This is a genomic window from Massilia sp. DWR3-1-1, assembly GCF_049898325.1.
In the GTDB taxonomy this organism is placed as follows: domain Bacteria; phylum Pseudomonadota; class Gammaproteobacteria; order Burkholderiales; family Burkholderiaceae_D; genus JAFCUW01.
Genome location: NZ_JAFCXL010000011.1, coordinates 142,063 through 164,832, shown reverse-complemented (window position 1 = coordinate 164,832; position 22,770 = coordinate 142,063). Strand labels below are relative to the sequence as shown.

Here is a 22,770-nt window from a genome sequence, read left to right as displayed (position 1 = left end):
CTTCTGCTCCCGATTACTTGCGTGCAGCCAGGACTTCGGCCGGTTGAACGATGTTTTCCGCAGCCTTGTTCGACCAGCTGTTGCGCGTGAACGTGATCACCGCAGCGATGTCGGAATCGGACAACTGCTTCCATGCCGGCATTTCGGTCGGGTAAGCGCCGCTCTTTTTACCATTGAGCAAGACGTTGATCTGTTCGCCTTTCGGCCCCGTGACCACGGGCGAACCGTCCAGTGGGGCGAAGGCGCCCGGCAAGCCCTTGCCGTTGGCCTGGTGGCACACCGCGCAGTTGGCGGCGTACACTTTTTCGCCCTTGACTTTGAGCTCGTCGATGGTCCAGACCTTGCTCGGGTCATCGGCCAGCGCCGCCATTTCTTTTTGCTTGCCGGCCACCCAGGCCGTGTAATCGGCGTCCGAGACGACCTTGACGACGATGGGCATGAAGGCGTGCTCCTTGCCGCACAGCTCGGAGCAATAGCCGCGGTACATGCCGATTTTTTCGGCGCGGAACCAGGTGTCGCGCACGAAACCGGGAATCGCATCCTGCTTGACGCCGAACGCGGGAATCGACCACGAGTGAATGACGTCGTTGGCAGTCAGTACCAGGCGGATTTTCTTGTTGACGGGCACGACGACGTCGTTGTCCGTCTCCATCAGATAAAACGCGCCCCGTTCGGCGGTGGGGGCGACCCCGGGAGAGCCGATCTGCGCGCGCGGGGTGGCCAGGTTGGCCAGGAAGGAGATCCCCTCGCCCTCGCCTTTGAGGTAGTCGTAGCCCCATTTCCACTGCATGCCCGTGACCTTGATGGTCAGGTCGGCGTTCGAGGTGTCTTTCATGGCGACGACGGTCTTGGTGGCCGGCAGCGCCATGCCGATGACGATCAGGAACGGGACGATGGTCCAGGCCAGCTCGACGGCGGTGGACTCGTGGAAGGTGGCCGGTTTGTGACCGACCGAACGGCGGTGCTTGATGATCGAGTAAAACATGACGCCGAACACGGCGACGAAAATGGCCACGCACACCACCATCATCCAGGTGTGCAGGGCATTGATTTCGGCGGCGATCCGGGTAACGGGTGGTTGCAGGTTGAGCTGGCGAACCGTGGGTTGGCCGGTAATTTCTTCTGCGGCAAGGGCCGTCGTGCTGACGGCAAGGCTGGCGGCAATCGCCAGTCCGAACAACCAGGCCTGAAGTTGCTTCACATATGTCATGTTTTCCCCAACCACCAAAAAATAAAAATATTTTTATAGTCAGCGAGCCAGACATGGTTCGCCGCATCTCCCTACCGTCTCGCAACGGCGCCATGGTGAACATGGCGCCGGGACATCGGCCAAGGATGAGCAAAGCACACCGATGAACGACGACTTGCTGTTGCGGCTGCCGGCCTGGCCATGCACCATGATTGCCTTTTTAGCATGTATGGACGGGGCGGCAAAATTAGTCGTTGATTATACTCATTGCGTAGCAAAAGCATCAAGAAAATTGCTGGCGCCCCCGTCACGGCCTGCGTGGCTGGAAACGGACAATGGACTCGCCCGCCGCCGTGGCACGGGGCGCCGGCCGAAAAGCGTGGCCGTAGATCACTTCAAAGCTCAATACCAGCTTGCCAGAAGCGTCGCGCCCCTTCTCCAGCGCCGCCAGCAGGCGCTGCTGGGCAGCGCGCCCGCGCAAGCCGCGCGCGCGCGTGGCCAGCGGATTGCCGCCCAGCGCGCGCACATCGGCCAGCAGGCTGGCCGCGCTGTCGTAGGTGACCTTGATCAGCTCCATGTCCATGACGGGGGTGGAAAAACCAGCCGCCACCAATTGGTCGCCGAAATCGTGCATGTCGACAAACGGCAGCACATGGGGATGCTCATCGATCTCGGCGTACGCGCGGCGCAGCTCGCGCAGGGTGTCGGGACCGAAATTGGAGAACATGAGCAAGCCGTCGATGCGCAGCACGCGGCGCCATTCGGCAAACACGCGGTCGGGCTGGGGGTGCCAGTGCAGCGCCAGGTTAGACCACACCAGGTCGATCGAGTTCGGTGCGAACGGCAGATTGCCGAAGTCGCCCGCCAGCACGTCGACGCCCGCCCTGGCCGGCATCAGGCGGCTGAGCATCTGGTTGAGCGCGCGCAGGGCGGGCGCCGGGGTGCGCGCGGCGGCCGCGGCGGCCATGCCGGCGGCGGCGTCGATGCCGATGACCTGGGCGGCCGGATAGTCTTTTTGCAGCAGGGACAGGTCGGCGCCCGCGCCGCAGCCCGCATCGAGCACCCGCTGGGGCGCAATTTTCACCAGTTCGAGGCGCTCGTGCATGCGGCTGGCGATTTCGCGGCGCAGGAAATCGGACCCGGCGACGCTGGCCGGATCATTGAACAGCCGGCGCACGGTGGCGCCATCGATTGGGGCGCTCATTTTGCTGGGAGCTTGGGGTGTGGCCATGGCGAACAAAACGGAAAAGGGATAATGGCGGCAGTGTACATCGTGACGGCCAGGTCGAAGGAGGTGAAGCATGTGGACGCTGCGCGCGCTGAGCAGGGTGCTGCCGGGCTTGTTGCCCGGTTTACTACCGGGTTTGCTACCATCGTCCTGCGCCCTGTGCGGCCAGCGCTGCCCCGGCGTCGTCTGCGACGGCTGCCGCGCCGATGCCGTGCGGCCACGGACGCGCTGCCGGCGCTGCGCCAATCCGCTGGCGCCGCGCGACGCCGCCGCCGGCCGCGACTGCGGCGCCTGCGTGGCGGCGCCGCCCGCCTTCGACGCCACCGTCGTCGCCGCCGACTACCAGGCGCCGTTCGATCAACTGGTGCTGCAACTCAAATTTGGCGCTGGCTTGCCGCTGGCGCCGTGGTTCGCCACCCTGCTGCGCGACCAGGCCCTGCGCGATCCGGCCACCGCTGGTGCCCTGCCCGACGTGCTCGCGCCCGTGCCGCTGGGCCGGCGCCGGCTGGCCGAACGGGGGTTCAACCAGGCGCTCGAAGTGGCGCGCCCCCTCTCGCGCATGCTGGGGGTGGCGCTCGATGCGCGCCTGGCCACGCGGGTGCTGGAAACGGCGCCCCAATCGGCCGTCGCCCCGGCCGCGCGCGCGGCCAATGTGCGCGCCGCCTTTGCCATCACGGCGCCCGTGGCCGGCCTGCACGTGGGCATCGTCGACGACGTCATGACCAGCGCGCGCACCCTCGACGCCCTGGCCAGCGCCCTCAAGCAAGCGGGCGCGCTGCGCGTGAGCAACTACGTGGTGGCGCGTACCCCGCCGAAGTAAAGCGACTGCTGTACCATGGCGAAAAAAATCTCAAGGAGACGCACTTTGTTCCACGTCGTACTGGTCGAACCGGAAATCCCGCCCAATACGGGCAACATCATCCGCCTGTGTGCCAACACGGGGGCGCAGTTGCACCTGATCGAACCGCTCGGCTTCCCGCTCGACGACAGCAAGATGAAGCGTGCCGGCCTGGACTACCACGATTACGCCACCATGAAAGTGCACAAGCACTGGCAAGCCTTCATCGACGACGTCGCGCCCGATCCGGCGCGCATGTTCGCCCTGACCACCCATGGTTCGGCGCCGTTTTCCCAGGCGACGTTCGTGCCGGGTGACGTCTTCGTGTTCGGTTCGGAAACGCGCGGCCTGGCGCCGGCCTTGCGCGAGAGTTTTCCCGTCGCGCAGCGCATTCGCCTGCCCATGCGGCCCGACAACCGCAGCCTGAACCTGTCGAACACGGTGGCGGTGGTGGTCTACGAGGCGTGGCGCCAGAACGGTTACGCGGGCGGCGCCTGAGCGCTCAGCCCTGCGCACGCACCTTGTCGAGCAGTTTCGTCGTCGAGCGGTCGTGGGCGAAATCGATGGCGACGGCTTGTCCGCCATACGCCAGCACCGCCTGCCCTTCGGGGATCGCCGCCATGGCGTAATCGCCGCCCTTGGCGTAGATGTCGGGGCGCGCTTCGAGCACCACCTCGAGCGCCGTGTCTTCGTCGAACGACACCACCAGGCTGACCGATTCGAGCGCCGCCAGCACCGCCAGGCGGTCGTCCGCCGTGTTCAGGGGGCGGTCGTCGCCCTTGCCCAGGCGCTTGACGGAGGCGTCGGTGTTGGCCGCTACCACCAGCGAGGCACCCAGCGCGCGCGCCTGCGCCAGGTAGGTGACGTGGCCGCGATGCAAGATGTCGAAGACGCCGTTGGTCAGCACCACCGGCTTGGGCAGGGCGGCGACCCGTTCGGCCAGGTCGGCGCGGGCACAGATTTTTTGTTCGAAGGCGGGCATGGTCATGGAATGGTGGAAAAATAAAAGGCAGGACTGCTAGTCCTCGGGCACTTCGTCGGCCAGCATCGACAGGTCGTCCGAGGTGGTGGCCCCGCTCACGCCTGGCTCCTTGCGCTCGCCGCGCAGCTTGATTTGCAGGCGCAGGCCGTTGGCCGAGTCGGCATTGCGGATCGCTTCGTCGTAGCCGATAAAACCCTTGTTATACAGGTCATAGAGGGCCTGGTCGAAAGTGCACATGCCCAGCTCGCGCGACTTGTGCATGATTTCCTTGATGCCCGGGAAATTGCCCTTCAAGATCATCTCGGCGATGGTGGGCGTATTGAGCAGGATTTCAATGGCCGCCTTGCGCCCCTTGCCATCCTCGGTGCGCACCAGGCGTTGCGAGACGATCGCCCGCAGGTTCGACGACAGGTCCATCAGCAACTGGCTGCGCCGCTCTTCCGGGAAGAAGTTGATGATGCGGTCCATGGTCTGGTTCGAGTTGTTGGCGTGCAGCGTGCCCAGGCACAGGTGGCCCGTTTCCGCGAAGGCGATCGCGTGTTCCATCGTTTCCGTGTCGCGAATTTCGCCGATCAGGATCACGTCGGGGGCCTGGCGCAGGGTGTTTTTCAGCGCGTTGTGCCACGACAGGGTATCGACCCCCACTTCGCGGTGGGTGATCAGGCAGCCCTTGTTCTTGTGCACGTATTCGACGGGGTCTTCGACGGTGATGATGTGGCCGGCCGAATTGGCATTACGGTAATCGATCATCGCCGCCAGCGTGGTCGACTTGCCCGAACCGGTGCCGCCCACCACCAGCACCAGGCCGCGCTTGGTCATGATGACGTCCTTGAGCACCTCGGGCAGATCCAGTTTGTCGAAATTCGGGATTTCCGAGGCAATCGTGCGCACCACCATGGCCACGCACTGCTGCTGGACAAATACATTGACGCGGAAGCGGCAGACATTCGGCAGCGAGATGGCGAAATTGCACTCCATTTCCGCCTCGAACTCGCGCTTTTGCTTGTCGTTCATGATCGACAGGGCCAGCGCGCGCGTGACGTCCCCGCTCAGCTTTTGCTGGCTCAGCGCTTTCATGGCGCCCTGGTGCTTCATGCTAGGCGGGAAGTCGGCCGAAATGAACAGGTCGGAACCGCCCTGGTGCTGCATGACGGTGAGGAGCTTGTGGAGATACGCCTGCGCTTCGACGGGGCCGAACTGGGTGGACATGGAAACCTCGGAAATGAATCGACAAAAATCGCTGGCCCGGCAATTATATCGACTGGGCTTCCGGTAAAATATAAAAACTTTGCTGGACGAAATTGCAACGCGCCCCGTGGCAGCACGCACGCTCGACCACGCCTTCCCCGCTTTGCCTGGCCTTCTCGACGATCATGACCCTCACAGAACTCAAATACATTGTTGCTGTCGCCCGCGCACGCCACTTCGGCCATGCCGCCGAAGCCTGCCATGTCGCCCAGCCAACCCTGTCGGTGGCGATCAAGAAGCTCGAGGATGAACTGGGCGTGGTCCTGTTCGAGCGGGGCGGCACCGAAGTGTCGGTCACGCCGCTGGGCGAGCAGATCATCGCCCAGGCCGAACGGGTGCTCGAGCAGACCGCCGCCATCCGCGAGCTGGCCAAGCAAAACAAGGATCCGCTGGCCGGCCCCCTGCGGCTGGGCGTGATCTACACCATCGGCCCCTACCTGCTGCCGCCGCTGGTGAAGAACATGATCGACAACGTGCCGCAAATGCCCCTGATCCTGCAGGAAAATTTCACGGTGCGCCTGCTCGAACTGCTGCGCCAGGGCGAGCTTGACGCCGCCATCATGGCCCTGCCCCTGCCCGATCACGGCATGTCGATGCAAACCCTGTACGACGAGCCCTTCGTGGTGGCCATGCCGAAAAGCCATCCGTGGGCGCGGCGCGCCGCCATCACGGCCGAAGACCTGAAGACGGAAACCATGCTGCTGCTCGGCAATGGCCACTGCTTTCGCGACCAGGTGCTGGAAGTGTGCCCGGAAATGGCGCGCTTTTCCACGCCCGGCAATGGCATGCAGCGCACCTTCGAAGGGTCCTCGCTGGAAACCATCCGCCACATGGTGGCCAGCGGCATCGGCCTGACCGTGCTGCCGCGCGCCTCCGTGCCTGACATGAACGACAAGAGCGGCATGCTGCGCTTCGTGCCGTTCAGCGCCCCCGTGCCCTCGCGCCGCGTGGTGCTGGTGTGGAGAAAAAGTTTTACGCGCCGGGCCGCCATCGACGCCATTTGCCAGGCGGTGGCGGCGTGCAATCTGGCCGGCGTGGAGATGGCTGAACTGGAACTGCAGGATGCGCTGCCCGGGCTTGCCGCGCGCGCGCTCGGGCACGCCCAAGCCGCTTGAGCCCCCCGCTCAATTGCGGGCGGTCAGCACCGGCTGCTTGCTGTCCTGCAGCAACTCCTGCAAGGTTTTCGGAAACCGCGGCGCGCTCCTGCGCACCTGCTTGATCCAGTGCTCGCCATGGCGGCGCCACTCGGCGGTCACGGAGTCATGGGCGAAGCCGCCCACTTCGACGGCGACCACGACCACATCCGTGCCCAGCGCCCCCATCAGGAAGCGCCTGCGCGGCGTCGCATCGGCAATCACGCAACCGCCGTTGAACGGCTCGCCCCGGTCGGCGATGGGATCGGCCGCATTGCCCACCCCCAGTTGCTGCTGCACTGCCGCCGGCAATTCCTTGAGCGAATTGACCTGCACAAATTGTTGCGCCTGCGCCTGGGCGCCGCCGGTGGCCAGCGAGACGGCGCACAAAGTAAAATGCTTGAGTTGCATGATATTGATCCGAAGTGAAGGGCAAACAAGTATAGGCCGGCGTTGGCGCGCCAAGACGCGCCAGATCAATCATAGCATCTTGTAAAGCTTAAAATTTCGACAGCATCAATTATGCAAGCTTGCGCATAAAACTGCTGTGCACGCCCTCCCCTGACAAAATCGGGGTTCCCCGTTGTTGGAAGACCTTCGATGCCAAGACTGATCCTGTATTTCAAGCTAATCCGCGCCGACAAACCGATCGGCATCCTGCTGCTGCTGTGGCCCACCCTGATCGCCCTGTGGCTGGCCGCCGACGGCCGGCCCGACCCGCAGGTGGTGCTCATTTTTACCGTGGGCACGGCCTTGATGCGTTCGGCCGGCTGCGCCATCAACGACTACGCCGACCGCGACTTCGACAAGCACGTCAAGCGCACCGCCGAGCGCCCTTTAACGAGCGGCAAGATTGCCCCGTGGGAAGCGCTGGCGGTGGCGGGCGTGCTGGCGGCACTGGCCTTCCTGCTGGTGCTGCCACTGAACGCGCTGACCAGGCAGTTGTCGGTGGCGGCCCTGCTCATCGCCGGCAGCTACCCGTATTTCAAGCGCTTTTTTGCCATTCCCCAGGCCTATCTGGGGATTGCCTTCGGCTTCGGCATCCCGATGGCCTTCGCCGCCGTGCAGGGCCAGGTGCCGGCGCTGGCCTGGGCGCTGCTGGTGGCGAACGTGTTCTGGGCGGTGGCCTACGACACCGAGTATGCGATGGTCGACCGCGACGATGACCTGAAAATCGGCATCCGCACCTCGGCCATCACCTTCGGCCGCTTCGACGTCGCCGCCATCATGCTGTGCTATGGCGCGGCGCTGGCGATCGACCTGGCCTGTGGCTGGGCGCTGGGCCTGCGCTGGTGGTTCGCCGCCGGCGTGGCGGTGGCGGCCGGCATGGCCCTGTACCACTACCGCCTGATCCGCGGACGCGAACGCATGGCTTGTTTTGCCGCCTTTCGCCACAACAATTGGTTGGGTGCGGCGCTTTTTGGCGGAGTCGCGTTAGACTACGCATTCAGATGATGTCGTACCAATAACAGCGCGCAGGACGCCTGTCCGCCGCTGGCTTTCTAACAAACACTAATGAGGCATTCCATGATGGAAAAAATCCCCACCCAGACCGGCACCCGTGATCAACTGATGAGCGATTTGAAATCGGTCATCTCGGACGCTGAAGGCTGGCTGCGCAACAGCTCGCTGACGGGCGAGGACCTGCGGGCCGCCAAGGAAAAATTCGAGCGCACGCTCACCAGCGCCAAGGACAACGTGATCTACTACCAGGATGCGGTGGTGGAAAAAACCAAGGTGGCGGCCAAGGCCACCGACGAGTTCGTGCACGAAAATCCATGGCGCTCGATCGCCATCGGCGCCACCATCGGCCTGCTGCTGGGCGTGGCGATCTCCCGCAAGGAGTAATGTGGTAGCGGGACCGGCACCACGCGGTGCCGTCCCCCTCAGTCCCGGCCCAGTTCGGCGCCCAGTTCCACCCCGCGCGCCGCCGCCGCCTTGATGGCGCGCACGATCGCCTCTTTCACGCCCGCCTGCTCCATGCTCTGCAAGGCCGCATAGGTGGTGCCGCCCTTCGAGGTCACCCGTTCGCGCAACACCGCCACCTCATTGGGCGACTGCGCCGCCAGTTGCGCCGCCCCCGTAAACGTCGCCAGCGCCAGCTGCTTGCCCTGCTCGGGCGACAAGCCCAGCTCCAGCGCCGCCTGCTGCATCGCCTCGATGAAGAAAAACACATAGGCCGGGCCGCTGCCCGACACCGCCGTCACCGGGTCGATCAGGCTTTCGTCGTCCAGCCAGACGGTCTGGCCCACCGAGCCCATGATGCGCCCGGCCGCCTCGTGGTGGCTGGCCGACAGGCCGGCCGGCGCCACCATGCCGGTGATGCCCTGGCCGATCAGGGCCGGCGTGTTCGGCATGCTGCGCACGATGGTGCGATAGCCACCGAGCCAGCGCGACAGGTCGGCGCTGCGGATGCCGGCGGCGATCGACAGCAGCAACGGCTGCCCGCCCAGGTGGGGCAACAGGGCCGCCGCCACCTCGCGCATCTGCTGCGGCTTGACCGCCAGCACGATGACATCGCTGGCCGCCACGCGCTCGTCGATGGCCGCCGCCGTGCTCACGCCAAAGCTGGCCGCCAGCCGCGCCAGCTGGGCCGGATTGGGGTCGACCACGTGGATATTGCTGCCCGCCGTCATGGGCCCGGCCAGGCCGGCGATCAGGGCGGCGGCCATATTGCCGCCGCCAATGAAGGTCAATCGCAGTCCCCGTTCTTCATGCATAGTTGCGTGCTCCAAAAATGGCGCTGCCGACGCGCACGATGGTGGCGCCTTCGGCAATCGCGGCGCCCAGGTCGGCCGACATGCCCATCGACAAGGTGTCGAGGCCAAAGCCGTCCTGGTTCAATTGGTCGAACAGGGCGCGCACCTGCGCAAACGCGGCGCGTTGCCGGGCGACGTCGGTGTCCGGCTCGGGAATCGCCATCAGCCCCCGTAATGCCAGTTGCGGCAAGGCGGCCACCTGCTGCGCCAGCGCGGCCAGCTCGGCCGGCGCCACCCCGCTCTTGCTGGCCTCGCCGCTAATATTTACCTGCAAACACACATTCAAGGGCGACAAGCCGGCCGGCCGCTGTTCGGCCAGGCGCTGGGCGATTTTCAGGCGCTCGACCGTGTGCACCCAGTCAAACCCGGTGGCCAGCGGGCGCGTCTTGTTGCTCTGGATGGGACCGATAAAATGCCATTCGACGGCCGTGCCGGGACGGGCCGCGGCCACGGCGGCGATCTTGTCGAGCGCTTCCTGCAGGTAGTTTTCGCCGAACGCGTGCTGGCCCGCATCGATCGCCTCGAGCACGGCATCGGCGCCGAAGGTCTTGGAAACGGCCAGCAATTGCACGGCCCCGCGGGGACGTCCGGCGGCCGCGCAGGCGGCCTGGATGGTTGAATCGACAGCTTGCAGTTTGTGGGCGATTGTGGACATAATCTTGTCAGGTGGCAATTAAAAGCGGACCGAGGTGATGCTTACGCGCATACTTGCCGAACGCGCCCATTTTCACGGCTCAAGGATTATAAATGGACATCTCCGAATTACTCGCATTCTCCGTCAAGAACAAGGCGTCCGACCTGCACCTGTCGTCCGGCCTGCCGCCCATGATCCGCGTGCACGGCGACGTGCGGCGCATCAATTTGCCGCCGCTCGAGCACAAGGATGTGCACGGCATGATCTATGACATCATGAACGACGGCCAGCGCAAGCAGTACGAGGAAATGCTCGAATGCGATTTTTCCTTCGCCATTCCCGGCCTGGCGCGCTTTCGCGTCAACGCCTTCAACCAGGAACGGGGCGCGGCGGCCGTGCTGCGCACCATCCCATCGAAAATCCTGTCGCTCGAAGACCTCAACGCGCCCCGCATTTTTGCCGACCTGGCCATGCGCCCGCGCGGCCTGGTGCTGGTGACGGGCCCCACCGGTTCGGGCAAGTCGACGACGCTGGCGGCCATGGTCAACCACCTCAACGAAAACGAGTACGGCCACATCCTCACCATCGAAGACCCCATCGAGTTCGTCCACGATTCGAAAAAATGCCTGATCAACCAGCGCGAAGTGGGGCCGCACACGCTCTCGTTCAACAACGCCCTGCGCTCGGCCCTGCGCGAAGACCCCGACTGCATCCTGGTGGGCGAACTGCGCGACCTGGAAACGATCCGGCTGGCCCTGTCGGCGGCCGAAACGGGCCACCTGGTGTTTGGCACCTTGCACACTTCGTCGGCGGCCAAGACCATCGACCGCATCGTCGACGTCTTCCCCGCCGATGAAAAAGAAATGGTGCGGGCCATGCTGTCGGAGTCGCTGCAGGCGGTGGTGTCGCAGACCCTGCTCAAGACCAAGGATGGCACGGGCCGCGTGGCGGCGCACGAAATCATGATCGGCACGCCCGCCATCCGCAACCTGATCCGCGAGTCGAAGATCGCCCAGATGTATTCGGCCATCCAGACGGGATCGAATGTCGGCATGCAGACGCTGGACCAGAACCTGACCGACCTGGTACGCCGCAACATCATTTCCAACAGCGCCGCCCGTTCCGCGGCGAAAACGCCAGACAATTTCCCCGGGTAAGACAATGGAACGCGACCAGGCCTCAAAATTCATGTTCGACCTGCTCCGGCTGATGACCAGCAAGGGCGGCTCGGACCTGTTCATCACCGCCGGCTTTCCGCCGGCCATCAAGATCGACGGCAAGATGACGCCCGTGTCGAGCCAGCCGCTGACGGCCGCCCACACGGCCGACCTGGCCCGTTCCATCATGAACGACAAGCAGACGGCCGGCTTTGAATTGTCGAAAGAAGCCAATTTCGCCATCAGCCCCGGCGAACTGGGTCGCTTCCGGGTGTCGGCGTTCGTCCAGATGAGCTGCGTGGGCATGGTCCTGCGCACCATCACCACCACCATTCCCAAGCTGGCCGACCTGGAGTTGCCGGCCATCCTGTCGGACATCATCATGACCAAGCGGGGCCTGGTGATCATGGTGGGCGCCACCGGCTCGGGCAAGTCGACGACGATGGCGGCGATGGTGGGCTACCGCAACGAGCACAGCTACGGCCACATCATCACCATCGAAGACCCCGTCGAGTTCGTGCACCCCCACAAGAATTGCGTCATCACCCAGCGCGAAGTGGGGGTCGACACGGACAGCTTCGCAGCAGCCCTGAAAAACTCGCTGCGCCAGGCGCCCGACGTGATCCAGATCGGCGAAATCCGCGACCGCGAAACGATGGAACACGCCATCGCCTTCGCCGAAACGGGCCACTTGTGCCTGGCCACCCTGCACGCCAACAGTTCGAACCAGGCGATCGACCGCATCATCAACTTCTTCCCCGAAGAGCGCCGGGCGCAACTATTGATGGACCTGTCGCTCAATCTGAAGGGCATGGTGTCGCAGCGCCTGATTCCCCGCAAGGCATCGAAAGGGCGCGTGGTGGCCATTGAAATCATGCTCAACTCGCCATTGATTTCCGACCTGATCTTCAAGGGCCAGGTGCACGAGATCAAGGAAATCATGAAGAAGTCGCGCGAACTGGGCATGCAGACCTTCGACCAGGCCCTGTTCGACCTGCACGAGGCCGATAAAATCAGCTACGAAGACGCGCTGCGCAATGCCGACTCCGTCAACGATCTGCGGCTGGCCATCAAATTGCAGGGCAAGGATGCGAAGAACCGCGACCTGTCGGCCGGCACCGAGCACCTGGGCATCGTCTAAGGTCCTTGCGCTGTCATTAAGCTGTCATTCAGCTATCATTGCAGCGCAGCAGCGTTTCAGCCCGATCCCGCGGCCGGCGCCGCCATCCCTGGAAAGCCCCTGATGACGATCTATGAACACAGCGCCACCTCGCTGGCCGGCGCAGCGGTCGACCTGGCCCAGTACAAGGGCAAGGTGCTGTTGATCGTCAATACCGCCAGCGCCTGCGGCTTCACGCCCCAGTACAAGGGCCTCGAAGCGCTCTACCAGCAGTTCCGCGACCAGGGCGTGGAGGTGCTCGGGTTTCCCTGCAACCAGTTCGGCGCCCAGGAAAAAGGCTCTGAGCAGGAGATCGGCGCCTTTTGCGAAAAAAACTTCGGCGTCAGCTTTCCCCTGTTCGCCAAGGTCGACGTGAACGGCGCCCACGCCCACCCCCTGTTCAAACAGCTCAAGCACGATGCGCCGGGCTTGCTGGGCACGCAAGCGATCAAGTGGAATTTCACCAAGTTCCTGGTCGACCGCAACGGCACGGTGGTAAAACGCTACGCGCCCACCACCACGCCAGCGGCATTGCTGAAAGACATCGCCGCGCTGGCCGCCGCCTGAGGCGCCGGGGCCCGGATTAAACTTACTATCAGTAAACGCGTGTAAAGTACGATTGGTAATTTGCGACCATTTCAATCGCGTGGCCGATGCCGTCAGGTATTATCTTTCCATGTTGTTATCGCAAAGCGCTGTACATGGAAGCCCCCCTTCACGCTGCCCCCCCTGATCAAACCGATCAGCACCCTGGATCCTGCACCGCGCCCGTCAGCCTGGACTGGGCCTTCGAGCAAAGCCCCGACTGCATCAAGCTGATCGCGCCCGACGGCAATCTGCTGGCGATGAACCGCAACGGCCAGAGCGCCCTCGAAATCGACGACGTCGGCCAGTTCTACGGCACCAGCTGGGCCAATCTGTGGCCGGAAGCGGCCCGCCCCACCGTGCTGGCGGCCATTGCCGGCGCCCTGACCGGGCGCGTGGAGCGCTTCGACGCCCTTTGCCCGACCGCCAGGGGTACCCTCAGGTGGTGGGACGTGGTGCTCACCCCCATGCTGGCGGCGGACGGCACGGTCGAGCGCCTGCTGGCGGTATCGCGCGACATGTCGGCGCTGCGCGAGGCGATCGACCATGATCTGGAAACGGCCGCGCGATTGCAGTTCACGCTGGCCGCGACCCGGCTGGGCGAATGGGAAATCGACCTGGTCACGGGCGCCTGGCTGCACAATGAGCGTTTCGACGCCTGTTTCGGCCACCCGCCGGGGGCGCCTTCGTGGAACCTGGCTGCGCTGCTGGCGCGGATTCACCCGGACGACCGGGCCCGCGTGGCCAGCGTGTTCGACTTCGCCCTGGCCAACTGCGCCACCCTGCACTTCGACAGCCGCATCTGCTGGCACGATGGCAGCGTCCACTGGATCACCATGCAGGGCAGTTGCTACCGCAGCGCGCTGCGCCCCGACTCCCACCCGCGCCTGCTCGGCATCGTCGACGACATTTCCGAGCGCATGGCGCTGACGGAAACGCTGCGCGATGCCGCTCACAAAAAAGACGAATTTCTGGCCATGCTGGCGCACGAACTGCGCAACCCGCTCGCGCCGATCAGCGCCGCCGCCCAGTTGCTGGCGCTGGGCGGGGCCAATGAGCGCATGACGCAACGGGCCGGCGCCGTGATCGACCGCCAGGCGCGCCACATGAACCGCCTGCTCGACGACCTGCTCGACACCGCCCGCGTCACCCAGGGCCTGGTGTCGCTGGACATGCAACGCATCGAACTCAAGCACATCATCGTCGATGCCGTCGAACAGGCGCGCCCCATGATCGAGCAGCACCGCCACCACCTGAACCTGCAGATCGCGCCCGGCCCCGTCTGCGTCGAGGGCGACGACAAGCGCTTGGTGCAGGTGCTGGTCAACCTGCTCAACAACGCCGCCAAGTACACCCAGGATGGCGGCACCATCAATCTGCGCCTCGAGTGCGCCGACTGCCGCGCCTGCATCAGCGTCAGCGACAACGGCATCGGCATGGATGCGAGCACGCTGGCCAACGCGTTCACTCTGTTCAGCCAGGCCGACCGCTCGTCCGACCGCACCGCCGGCGGCCTGGGACTGGGCCTGGCGCTGGTAAAAACCCTGGTCGAACGCCATGACGGCCAGGTGCGCGCGCGCAGCGCGGGCAAGGGCATGGGCAGTGAATTCGTGGTCAGCCTGCCGCTGTCGTCGGGCGAGTGCGCGATCGCCGACAGGGGCGAGCCACCGGCGCCGGCAAGCATCGCGCCGGCCCCGCTGCGGCTGCTGATCGTCGACGACAACCGCGACGCCGCCGAGATGATGGGCATGCTGCTGGCCGAGGCCGGCCACCAGGTGGCGCTGGCGTTCAATGGCGTCGATGCCCTCTGCCATGCGGGGCGCAGCTGGCCCGATGTATTCTTGCTCGACATCGGCCTGCCCGACCTGAGCGGCTACGAGCTGGCGCGCGCCGTGCGCGCCATGCCGGGCGGCGTCGACGCCACCATCATCGCCGTCACCGGCTATGGCAGCCCGGCCGACCGCGCCATCAGCCGCCAGGCGGGCATCGATCATCACCTGACCAAGCCGGTCGACATCGACCAGCTGGCGCAGCTGCTGGCCCAGGTGGTACCGCGCCGCTGACCCCCTTGCGCCGGCCGCCTCAGGCCAGCATGCGGTCGATCAGTTCGATCCAGTGGGTGACAGGGGTGCTGGTGCCCGCCTGCAGGTGGGTCAGGCAGCCGATATTGGCCGAGACGATTTCGTCGGCGCCGGTGGCGGCCAGGCTGGCCAGCTTGCGCTCGCGCAGCGCTTTCGACAATTCCGGTTGCAGCACCGAATACGTGCCGGCCGAGCCGCAGCACAGGTGGCTGTCGGCGCACAGCACGACGTCGACGCCGGCGGCGCGCAGCAGCGCTTCGACCTTGCCGCGGATCTGCTGGCCGTGCTGCAGGGTGCACGGCGGATGCCAGGCCACCCGCTTGCCCGCCTTGCCGGCCAGCCGCCCCGCCAGTTCGGCCTCGAACTGCGGCATCACTTCCGACAGGTCGCGCGTCATCAGCGACACCCGCGCCGCCCTGGCCGCGTAGGCGGCGTCGTGCGCCAGCAGGTGACCGTATTCCTTGACGGTGACGCCGCAGCCGGAGGCGGTCATGACGATCGCCTCGACCTGGTCGAGCAGCGGCCACCAGGCGTCGATGTTGCGGCGCATGTCGTCGAGCGCCGCGTCCTGGTCGTTCAGGTGGTAGCGCAGCGCGCCGCAGCAGCCCGCCTTGGGCGCGACCACCAGTTGCACGCCCACGGCGTCGAGCACGCGCGCGGTGGCGGCGTTGATGTTGGGCGCCATCGACGGCTGCACGCAGCCATCGAGCACCAGCATCTTGCGCGCGTGGACGCGGCTGGGCCACAGGCCCGCCGGCGCCGTCTTGGGCAGCTTGTCCTGCAGGGACGGCGAGAGCAGGGGCCGCACCAGCTGGCCCGCCTTGAAGGCCGGCTTGAAGACCCAGGCGCGCGGCAACGACGCCTTGAGCGCCGTGCGGGTGAGCCGTTCCATGGGCGGACGGGGCACCCGCTCGTCCACCACGCGGCGGCCGATGTCGATCAGGCGGCCATATTTGACGCCCGACGGACAGGTGCTTTCGCAGTTGCGGCAGGTCAGGCAGCGGTCCAGGTGCAGCTGGGTCTTGCGGGTTGGCGTGGCCCCTTCGAGCACCTGCTTGATCAGGTAGATGCGCCCGCGCGGGCCGTCGAGCTCATCGCCAAGAATCTGGTAAGTCGGACAGGTGGCCGTGCAAAAACCGCAGTGGACGCAGGCGCGCAGGATCGATTCGGCTTCGATGCCATCGGCCGTGCCCTTCATGAAATCGGCGAGATTGGTTTGCATGGATCAGAACATCCGTCCGGGATTGAAAATGTTGGCAGGGTCGAACGCCTGCTTGAGGCGCGCGTGGATACGGGCGATGGCGGGGGCGAGCGGCTCGAACACGGGCACGCCGCTGCTGCCCGGCCCCTTGCGGAACAAGGTGGCGTGGCCGCCGGCGGCGCGCACGCTGGCACGGATGCTGGCCGCGCGCGCGGCGTCGTCGCCGGCCGCCACTTTCAGCCAGCGCAGCGCGCCGCCCCATTCGATGAGCTGCGCGCCACCCATCACCAGCGCCCCGGTGACGGAGGGCACCGACAGGCGCCACAGCGCGCCCCCGCCGGCGTCGGCATCGGCAAAAAAGGCATGGCGCTGTTCGCGCACGTCGGCCCAGAAGGCGTCGGCGGCGTCGGCATCGAGCTGCTCGCCGCCAAACGCGCGCAGGGCGGCGTCGACCGCCGCGCCGGCGCCCGACAGGCGCACCGTCAGCACGCCGTCATGCCAGCAACTGGCCGACAGCGGCAGCGGCTGGCCGCCCCAGGCGTTGAGGCGGGCGATGGCGTCGATCTCGCTGCTGGCAAAGCGCACGCTGGCCTCGCACACGGGGCGCGGCAGCACTTTCAATGAATGCTGGAGCATCACGCCGAGCATGCCCATCGAGCCCGCCAGCAGGCGTGAGACATCGTAGCCGGCGACGTTTTTCATCACCTGCCCGCCGAAATTGAGCACCTCGCCGCCTCCGTCCATCAGCACCGCGCCCAGCACGAAGTCGCGCACGGCGCCGCTGCTGGCGCGGCGCGGGCCGGACAGGCCGGCCGCCACCACCCCGCCCAGCGTGGCGGCGGGACCGAAATGGGGCGGCTCGAAGGCCAGCATCTGGTTGCGCTCGCGCAGCGCCGCCTCGATCTCGGCCAGCGGGGTGCCGCTGCGGGCGGTGATCACCAGTTCGGTCGGCTCGTAATCGATGATGCCCGACAGCGCGCGCATGTCGAGGATGTCGCCGGCCAGCGCGCCGCCGTACCAGTCCTTGGTGCCGCCGCCGCGGATGCGCAAGGGGCGCTGGTCGGCGGCCGCGGCCAGGATCTGTTGACGCAATGAGTCGATCTGCTGCACGGGGACGATTTCCTTCGGTACGTTAAAAACGGGGCAGGTCCGCAAACGGCAGCAAGCCGGCGGTAACGCGCATCTTGCCGAATTCGGCGCAGCGGTTCAGGGTGGGGATGGCCTTGTCGGGATTGAGCAGGAAGGGCACATCGAAGGCGCGCTTGACGGCGAAGAAGGCGTCCAGTTCGGCGCGGGTAAATTGCACGCACATGGAGTTGATCTTTTCCTTGCCGACGCCGTGCTCGCCCGTGATGGTGCCGCCGACGGCCACGCACAGGGCCAGGATGGCGGCGCCGAACGCTTCGGCGCGGTCGAATTCGCCGGGCTGGTTGGCGTCGAACAGGATCAGGGGGTGCAGGTTGCCGTCGCCGGCGTGGAACACATTGGCGCAGCGCAGGCCGTATTCGGCTTCCCTCAGCTCGATGCCAGTGAGCACCTCGGCCAGGCGCTTGCGCGGGATGGTGCCGTCCATGCAGTAGTAGTCGGGCGAAATGCGGCCCGCCGCCGGGAAGGCGTTCTTGCGGCCGGACCAGAACTTCATGCGCTCGGCGTCCGTTTGCGACACCGAGATGGCGCTCGCGCCGGCCGTTTCCAGCACCGCAGTCATGCGGGCGATTTCTTCTTCGACTTCTTCGTGGGTGCCGTCCGCCTCGCACAGCAGGATGGCGGCGGCGTCGATGTCGTAGCCGGCCTTGACGAAGGGCTCGACCATGCGCGCCGAGGTGCGGTCCATCATTTCCAGGCCGGCCGGGATGATGCCGGCGGCGATCACGCTGGCCACCGCGTTACCGCCGGTGACGACGTCGCCGAACGAAGCCATGATCACGCGCGCGGCGGCCGGCTTGGGCACGAGCTTGACGGTGACCTCGGTGACGATGCCGAGCATGCCTTCGGAGCCGATGAACACGGCCAGCAGGTCGAGGCCGGGAGCGTCGAGCGCCTCGCTACCGAGTTCGATGATGTCGCCGTCGATGGTGGCCACGCGCACGCGCAGCACGTTGTGCACGGTCAGGCCGTATTTGAGGCAGTGCACGCCGCCCGAATTTTCGGCCACGTTGCCGCCGATGGTGCAGGCGATCTGCGAGGACGGGTCGGGCGCGTAGTACAGGCCGTGGATGGCGGCCGCCTCGGAGATGGCCAGGTTGCGCACGCCGGGCTGGACGACGGCGCTGCGCGAATGGGGTTCCATGCGCACGATGCGGTTCAGGCGCGCCGTCGACAGCACCACGCCGTCGGCCAGCGGCAGCGCACCGCCCGACAGGCCGGTGCCAGCGCCGCGCGGCACGATCGGCACCTTCAGGTCGCGGCAGATGGCCAGGATGGTGAGGATCTGGTCTTCCGAATCGGGCAGGCAGACCACCATCGGCAACTGGCGATAGGCGGCCAGGCCGTCGCACTCGTAGGGGCGGGTGTCCTCGGGATCGGACAGGACGACGCGGGCCGGCAAGGCGGCGCGCAGGGCGTCGGCGACCTGCTGGCGGCGGAGGGGATCGATGGCGATGGATTCGGACATGCACTGATTGTACTGGATGTTGGTTTTGCCGTATCCTCGGCCTTCTTCAACACCAAAAAATACAGGAACGCATCATGGGAAACAGGCTATCGAAAATCGCCACGCGCACCGGCGACAACGGCACCACCGGGCTGGGCGACGGCAGCCGCACGCAAAAGGACAGCGCCCGCATCACCTCGCTGGGCGATGTCGATGAACTCAACAGTTTTGTGGGCTTGCTGCTGTGCGAGCCGATGCCGGACGACTTGCGCGAAGAACTCGTGAGCATCCAGCACGACCTGTTCGACCTCGGCGGCGAACTGTGCATTCCCGGCTACCAGATGATCACCGAAGCGCACGTCGAACGGCTTGACGCGCTGCTGGCGAAATACAACGCCACCCTGCCGGTGCTGCAGGAGTTCATTTTGCCGGCGGGCTCGCGGGCGGCGTCGATTGCCCACGTATGCCGCACCGTGTGCCGGCGCGCCGAGCGGGCCATCGTCACGCTGGGCCACACGGAAACGATCAACGACCATCCGCGCCAGTATGTGAACCGGCTGTCGGACCTGATGTTCGTGCTGGCGCGCGTGCTCAATCGCTTCGCCGGCGGCAGCGACGTGCTGTGGCAGCACGAACGGAAGCGCTAAGGCGCTCCCCCCTTTCAGGCGTTGTTGACCACCAGCCGCGGCTCGCCCACGCCGAAGCGCTTGGTGATCGAGGCGGCGATGCCGCGCGCATCGAGCCCGACCCCGGCCAGCAGGGTGGCCGGGTCGCCATGGTCGATGAACAGGTCGGGCAAGCCCAGCATCAGCAGGGGCTTGACGATGCCTTCGGCGGCCAGCGCCTCGGCCACGGCCGATCCGGCGCCACCCATGATGCAGCCCTCTTCCACCGTCACCAGGAAATCGTGGTCGGCCGCCAGCTGGCGCACCAGGTCGATGTCGAGCGGCTTGACGAAGCGCATATTGGCCACCGTCGCGTCGAGCTCCTCGCCCGCCTTGCTGGCCGGCGCCACCATCGAGCCGAAGGCGAGAATGGCCACCTTGCTGCCCTGGCGGCGAATTTCGCCCTTGCCCATCTCGATCGAGGTGAGACCGGTTTCGATGGCCGCGCCAATGCCGGCGCCGCGCGGATAGCGTACCGCGGCGGGGCCCTTGTAATGAAACGCCGTCGTGAGCATGCGGCGGCACTCGTTTTCGTCCGACGCGGCCATCACCACCATGTTGGGAATGCAGCGCAGGTAGGCGATATCGTAGTTGCCCGCGTGGGTGGCGCCGTCGGCGCCGACCAGGCCGGCGCGGTCGAGCGCGAACACCACGTCCAGGTTTTGCAGGGCGACGTCGTGGATCAGCTGATCGTAGGCGCGCTGCAGGAAGGTGGAGTAGATCGCCACCACCGGCTTCATGCCCTCGGTGGCCAGGCCGCCGGCGAACGTCACCGCGTGCTGCTCGGCGATGCCGACATCGAAATAACGGTCCGGGTACTGCTGCTCGAAGCGCACCATGCCCGAGCCTTCGCGCATGGCCGGGGTGATACCGACCAGGCGCGCATCGCTGGCGGCCATGTCGCACAGCCAGCTGCCGAACACCTCGGTGTAGGTGGTCTTGCCGGCCGCGGTCGGCTTGATGCCCTCGGTGGGATTGAACTTGCCGGTGCCGTGGTACAGGATCGGCTCGGCCTCGGCCAGCTTGTAGCCCTGCCCCTTCTTGGTCACCACGTGCAGGAACTGCGGCCCCTTGAGCTTCTTGATGTTCTCCAGCGTGGGGATGAGCGAGTCGAGGTCGTGGCCGTCGATGGGGCCGATATAGTTAAAGCCGAATTCCTCGAACATCGTGGCCGGCACCACCATGCCCTTGGCATGTTCTTCGAAGCGCTTGGCCAGTTCCAGCACGGGCGGCGGCAGCACCGACTTGCCGACGTTCTTGGCGGCGGCGTAGAACTGCCCTGACATCAGGCGCGCCAGGTAGCGGTTGAGCGCGCCCACGGGCGGCGAAATCGACATGTCGTTGTCGTTGAGGATGACGAGGAAATTGAGGTCTTCCTGCACGCCGGCGTTGTTGAGCGCCTCGAAGGCCATGCCGGCGGTCATCGAGCCGTCGCCGATGACGGCGATGGCGTGCCGGTGCTCGCCCTTGATCTTGGCCGCCTGCGCCATGCCCAGCGCGGCCGAGATCGAGGTCGACGAGTGGGCCGTGCCGAAGGTGTCGTACTCGCTTTCGTCTCGCTTCGGAAAGCCCGACAGGCCGGCGAACTGGCGCAGCGTGTGCATGCGCTCGCGCCGGCCGGTGAGGATTTTGTGCGAATAGGTCTGGTGGCCGACGTCCCAGACGATGCGGTCGTACGGCGTATTGAACACGTAGTGCAGCGCGATCGACAGCTCCACCGTGCCCAGGTTCGACGACAGGTGGCCGCCCGTCCTGGCCACCGATTCGAGCAGGTACTGGCGCAGTTCGGCCGCCAGCGGGGTCAGTTGGGTGCGCGCGAGCTTGCGCAGCTCGGCTGGTTGATTGATAGTCTCTAGCAAGTTCATTTATGCTTTCCGCTGCACGATCAGGTCGGCCAGCTCGCGCAGACGCCGTCCCTGTTCGCCAAATGGCAGGAGCGCCTCATGCGCGTCCCGCCTCAATGTTTGCGCCAATGCGCGCGATTCGTCCAGCCCCAGGATCGACACGTAGGTCGGCTTGTTGGCGGCGGCATCCTTGCCGGCGGTTTTGCCCAGCGTGGCCGAATCGGCCGTTGCATCGAGCACGTCGTCGACCACCTGGAAGGCCAGGCCGATGGCGTTCGAATAGGTGGCCAGGGCGGCGCTTTCGGCGTCCGTGACGGGGCGGCCGGCCAAGGCACCCAGCATCACCGAGGCCTTGAGCAGCGCGCCCGTTTTCAGCTGGTGCATGCGCTCGAGCTGGGCCAGCGTCAGGCTCACGCCCACGCTGGCCAGGTCGATCGCCTGGCCGCCGCACATGCCGGCCGAACCGGCCGCGCCGGCCAGCACGCGCAGCATCGCCAGCAGCCGCGCCGGCGGCACCAGCGGGTCGTTGGCCAGCACCTCGAAGGCCTGCGCCTGCAAGGCGTCGCCCACCAGCAGGGCGGTCGCCTCGTCGTAGGCGATGTGCACGGTCGGCTGGCCGCGGCGCAGGGCGTCGTCGTCCATGCACGGCATGTCGTCGTGCACCAGCGAGTAGGCGTGGATCATTTCGACGGCGGCCGCCGCACGCGCCAGCACGTCCAGTTCGGCGCCGCTGACGACGCCGGCGGCGAACACCAGCAGCGGGCGCACCCGCTTGCCGCCGCCCAGCACCGTGTAGCGCATCGCTTCGTGCAGGCGGGCCGGCTCGCTGGCGGCCGCGGGCAGGTAACGCCCGAGCGCCTCTTCGACGTGCGTTTGCACCGTCTGCATCCAGCCATCGAAGCTGGCGATCAGGGTCATGGGGCGTCGCCTTCGACGCCGGCGCCGGCCAGCGCCTCGGCCGCGAACGGCTTGAGCATGTCGCCCTCGATCACCTTGACCTGGGCCTCGACTTTTTCCAGCTGGGCGGCGCAATACTTGACCAGTTCGGCGCCGCGCGCATACGCGGCCACCGACGCCTCCAGCGCCAGCGTGCCCGATTCCATCTGGCTCACCAGCTGCGCCAGTTCCGCCATTGCTGCTTCGAACGAGACGGGGGCGCCGGGGGCGAGCGCGTCATCGGCTATTATTTTCTTTGCCATAGGTGCTTTTTGATGGGGACCGGCCGCGCCAACGGCGCCACGCACGGCGTCTTGCGCAAGCAAGAGCACATTGTGTGCGCAACTTCGGCGGCGGCGGCCGGTCCAATTCCTTATTCTAGAACAATCCCGGGTATTCGTGACCACGGTTGGCAAGCTTGCCATGGCGGCCAAACAGGCATTTTATCGCAAGCGCCGCGCCGTCCCGTGGTGCGACTGCAAAAAATTGTTGATCAATCAAGCTTTGGCCGCCCCACCCACCCGTGTTGCCGCATGCG

Annotated in this window: 23 protein-coding genes; 10 read left to right on the top strand and 13 right to left on the bottom strand. The window is 65.9% G+C overall.

The window, feature by feature from the left end; translation table 11 throughout:
- Positions 1-13 precede the first annotated feature (13 nt).
- Both coxB and ACP7EY_RS13790 read right to left on the bottom strand, forming a co-directional pair.
- Entirely contained in the window at positions 14-1,210 is a 1,197-nt protein-coding gene (gene coxB, locus ACP7EY_RS13795; RefSeq protein ID WP_426194451.1) for a cytochrome c oxidase subunit II, read from the bottom strand.
- A gap of 286 nt (positions 1,211-1,496) precedes the next feature.
- Positions 1,497-2,393 (bottom strand): methyltransferase domain-containing protein, encoded by an 897-nt coding sequence (locus ACP7EY_RS13790; RefSeq protein WP_426194449.1) that lies wholly within the window; start codon positions 2,391-2,393, stop codon positions 1,497-1,499.
- A gap of 97 nt (positions 2,394-2,490) precedes the next feature.
- Between ACP7EY_RS13790 and ACP7EY_RS13785 the strand changes: the two genes are divergently transcribed.
- Both ACP7EY_RS13785 and trmL read left to right on the top strand, forming a co-directional pair.
- Entirely contained in the window at positions 2,491-3,237 is a 747-nt protein-coding gene (locus tag ACP7EY_RS13785; RefSeq protein WP_426194447.1) for a phosphoribosyltransferase family protein, read from the top strand.
- A gap of 45 nt (positions 3,238-3,282) precedes the next feature.
- The gene (gene trmL / locus ACP7EY_RS13780) at positions 3,283-3,753 is read left to right on the top strand and encodes a tRNA (uridine(34)/cytosine(34)/5-carboxymethylaminomethyluridine(34)-2'-O)-methyltransferase TrmL (RefSeq protein WP_426194445.1); all 471 of its coding nucleotides are present in this window, start codon (positions 3,283-3,285) and stop codon (positions 3,751-3,753) included.
- A 4-nt stretch (positions 3,754-3,757) separates the two neighbouring features.
- Here trmL and ACP7EY_RS13775 read toward each other — a convergent pair whose 3' ends face one another.
- Positions 3,758-4,237, bottom strand: a complete 480-nt coding sequence (locus tag ACP7EY_RS13775; protein WP_426194504.1) for an adenylyltransferase/cytidyltransferase family protein — start codon at positions 4,235-4,237, stop codon at positions 3,758-3,760.
- Positions 4,238-4,273: 36 nt separating this feature from the next.
- Complete coding sequence (locus tag ACP7EY_RS13770; RefSeq protein WP_426194443.1) at positions 4,274-5,446, bottom strand: PilT/PilU family type 4a pilus ATPase; 1,173 nt, start codon at positions 5,444-5,446, stop codon at positions 4,274-4,276.
- Positions 5,447-5,610: 164 nt separating this feature from the next.
- Here ACP7EY_RS13770 and ACP7EY_RS13765 point away from each other — a divergent pair, with 164 nt between their 5' ends.
- Complete coding sequence (locus ACP7EY_RS13765; RefSeq protein WP_426194441.1) at positions 5,611-6,600, top strand: hydrogen peroxide-inducible genes activator; 990 nt, start codon at positions 5,611-5,613, stop codon at positions 6,598-6,600.
- A gap of 9 nt (positions 6,601-6,609) precedes the next feature.
- Here ACP7EY_RS13765 and ACP7EY_RS13760 read toward each other — a convergent pair whose 3' ends face one another.
- Positions 6,610-7,029, bottom strand: a complete 420-nt coding sequence (locus ACP7EY_RS13760) for a hypothetical protein (RefSeq protein ID WP_426194439.1) — start codon at positions 7,027-7,029, stop codon at positions 6,610-6,612.
- 189 nt (positions 7,030-7,218) lie between these two features.
- On the opposite strand from ACP7EY_RS13760, the gene ubiA reads away from it, so the two are divergent.
- Both ubiA and ACP7EY_RS13750 read left to right on the top strand, forming a co-directional pair.
- Positions 7,219-8,073 carry a 4-hydroxybenzoate octaprenyltransferase gene (ubiA, locus tag ACP7EY_RS13755; RefSeq protein ID WP_426194438.1) on the top strand — a complete coding sequence of 285 codons (855 nt, stop codon included), beginning with the start codon at positions 7,219-7,221 and terminating at the stop codon, positions 8,071-8,073.
- 72 nt (positions 8,074-8,145) lie between these two features.
- Entirely contained in the window at positions 8,146-8,466 is a 321-nt protein-coding gene (locus ACP7EY_RS13750) for a DUF883 family protein (RefSeq protein ID WP_426194436.1), read from the top strand.
- Positions 8,467-8,504: 38 nt separating this feature from the next.
- On the opposite strand, the gene proC is transcribed toward ACP7EY_RS13750, so the two are convergent.
- Together proC and ACP7EY_RS13740 are read right to left on the bottom strand one after the other, a co-directional pair.
- Positions 8,505-9,338 carry a pyrroline-5-carboxylate reductase gene (gene proC, locus ACP7EY_RS13745; protein ID WP_426194434.1) on the bottom strand — a complete coding sequence of 278 codons (834 nt, stop codon included), beginning with the start codon at positions 9,336-9,338 and terminating at the stop codon, positions 8,505-8,507.
- Complete coding sequence (locus ACP7EY_RS13740) at positions 9,331-10,032, bottom strand: YggS family pyridoxal phosphate-dependent enzyme (RefSeq protein ID WP_426194432.1); 702 nt, start codon at positions 10,030-10,032, stop codon at positions 9,331-9,333. Before ACP7EY_RS13740 ends, proC begins: the two co-directional genes overlap by 8 nt.
- Positions 10,033-10,124: 92 nt before the next feature.
- Between ACP7EY_RS13740 and ACP7EY_RS13735 the strand changes: the two genes are divergently transcribed.
- From ACP7EY_RS13735 to ACP7EY_RS13720, 4 genes are all read left to right on the top strand, one after another.
- A complete protein-coding gene (locus ACP7EY_RS13735) occupies positions 10,125-11,168 on the top strand; it encodes a type IV pilus twitching motility protein PilT (protein ID WP_426194430.1) in 1,044 nt (347 codons plus the stop codon).
- Between the two features lie 4 nt (positions 11,169-11,172).
- Positions 11,173-12,309 carry a PilT/PilU family type 4a pilus ATPase gene (locus tag ACP7EY_RS13730; RefSeq protein ID WP_426194428.1) on the top strand — a complete coding sequence of 379 codons (1,137 nt, stop codon included), beginning with the start codon at positions 11,173-11,175 and terminating at the stop codon, positions 12,307-12,309.
- A 102-nt stretch (positions 12,310-12,411) separates the two neighbouring features.
- Positions 12,412-12,894: a glutathione peroxidase gene (locus ACP7EY_RS13725; RefSeq protein WP_426194426.1), complete on the top strand. Its 483-nt coding sequence runs from the start codon at positions 12,412-12,414 to the stop codon at positions 12,892-12,894.
- A 134-nt stretch (positions 12,895-13,028) separates the two neighbouring features.
- A complete protein-coding gene (locus ACP7EY_RS13720) occupies positions 13,029-14,975 on the top strand; it encodes a hybrid sensor histidine kinase/response regulator (RefSeq protein ID WP_426194424.1) in 1,947 nt (648 codons plus the stop codon).
- A gap of 19 nt (positions 14,976-14,994) precedes the next feature.
- Here ACP7EY_RS13720 and glcF read toward each other — a convergent pair whose 3' ends face one another.
- From glcF to ACP7EY_RS13705, 3 genes are read right to left on the bottom strand one after another with little or no spacing between them, the layout of a single operon-like run.
- Positions 14,995-16,215 carry a glycolate oxidase subunit GlcF gene (gene glcF, locus ACP7EY_RS13715; RefSeq protein WP_426194422.1) on the bottom strand — a complete coding sequence of 407 codons (1,221 nt, stop codon included), beginning with the start codon at positions 16,213-16,215 and terminating at the stop codon, positions 14,995-14,997.
- Positions 16,216-16,218: 3 nt separating this feature from the next.
- Entirely contained in the window at positions 16,219-17,304 is a 1,086-nt protein-coding gene (gene glcE, locus ACP7EY_RS13710; protein ID WP_426194420.1) for a glycolate oxidase subunit GlcE, read from the bottom strand.
- 22 nt (positions 17,305-17,326) lie between these two features.
- Positions 17,327-18,808 (bottom strand): FAD-linked oxidase C-terminal domain-containing protein, encoded by a 1,482-nt coding sequence (locus ACP7EY_RS13705; RefSeq protein ID WP_426194418.1) that lies wholly within the window; start codon positions 18,806-18,808, stop codon positions 17,327-17,329.
- A gap of 74 nt (positions 18,809-18,882) precedes the next feature.
- On the opposite strand from ACP7EY_RS13705, the gene ACP7EY_RS13700 reads away from it, so the two are divergent.
- Positions 18,883-19,434 (top strand): cob(I)yrinic acid a,c-diamide adenosyltransferase, encoded by a 552-nt coding sequence (locus ACP7EY_RS13700; RefSeq protein WP_426194416.1) that lies wholly within the window; start codon positions 18,883-18,885, stop codon positions 19,432-19,434.
- A 14-nt stretch (positions 19,435-19,448) separates the two neighbouring features.
- Here ACP7EY_RS13700 and dxs read toward each other — a convergent pair whose 3' ends face one another.
- Genes dxs through ACP7EY_RS13685 form a run of 3 tightly spaced genes read right to left on the bottom strand, consistent with a single transcriptional unit; the run spans position 19,449 to position 22,495 of the window.
- Positions 19,449-21,317: a 1-deoxy-D-xylulose-5-phosphate synthase gene (gene dxs / locus ACP7EY_RS13695; protein ID WP_426194414.1), complete on the bottom strand. Its 1,869-nt coding sequence runs from the start codon at positions 21,315-21,317 to the stop codon at positions 19,449-19,451.
- A complete protein-coding gene (locus tag ACP7EY_RS13690; protein WP_426194412.1) occupies positions 21,318-22,214 on the bottom strand; it encodes a polyprenyl synthetase family protein in 897 nt (298 codons plus the stop codon). It lies immediately after the preceding gene.
- Entirely contained in the window at positions 22,211-22,495 is a 285-nt protein-coding gene (locus ACP7EY_RS13685; protein ID WP_426194410.1) for an exodeoxyribonuclease VII small subunit, read from the bottom strand. The genes ACP7EY_RS13690 and ACP7EY_RS13685 overlap by 4 nt, the downstream gene beginning before the upstream one ends.
- Positions 22,496-22,770 lie beyond the last annotated feature (275 nt).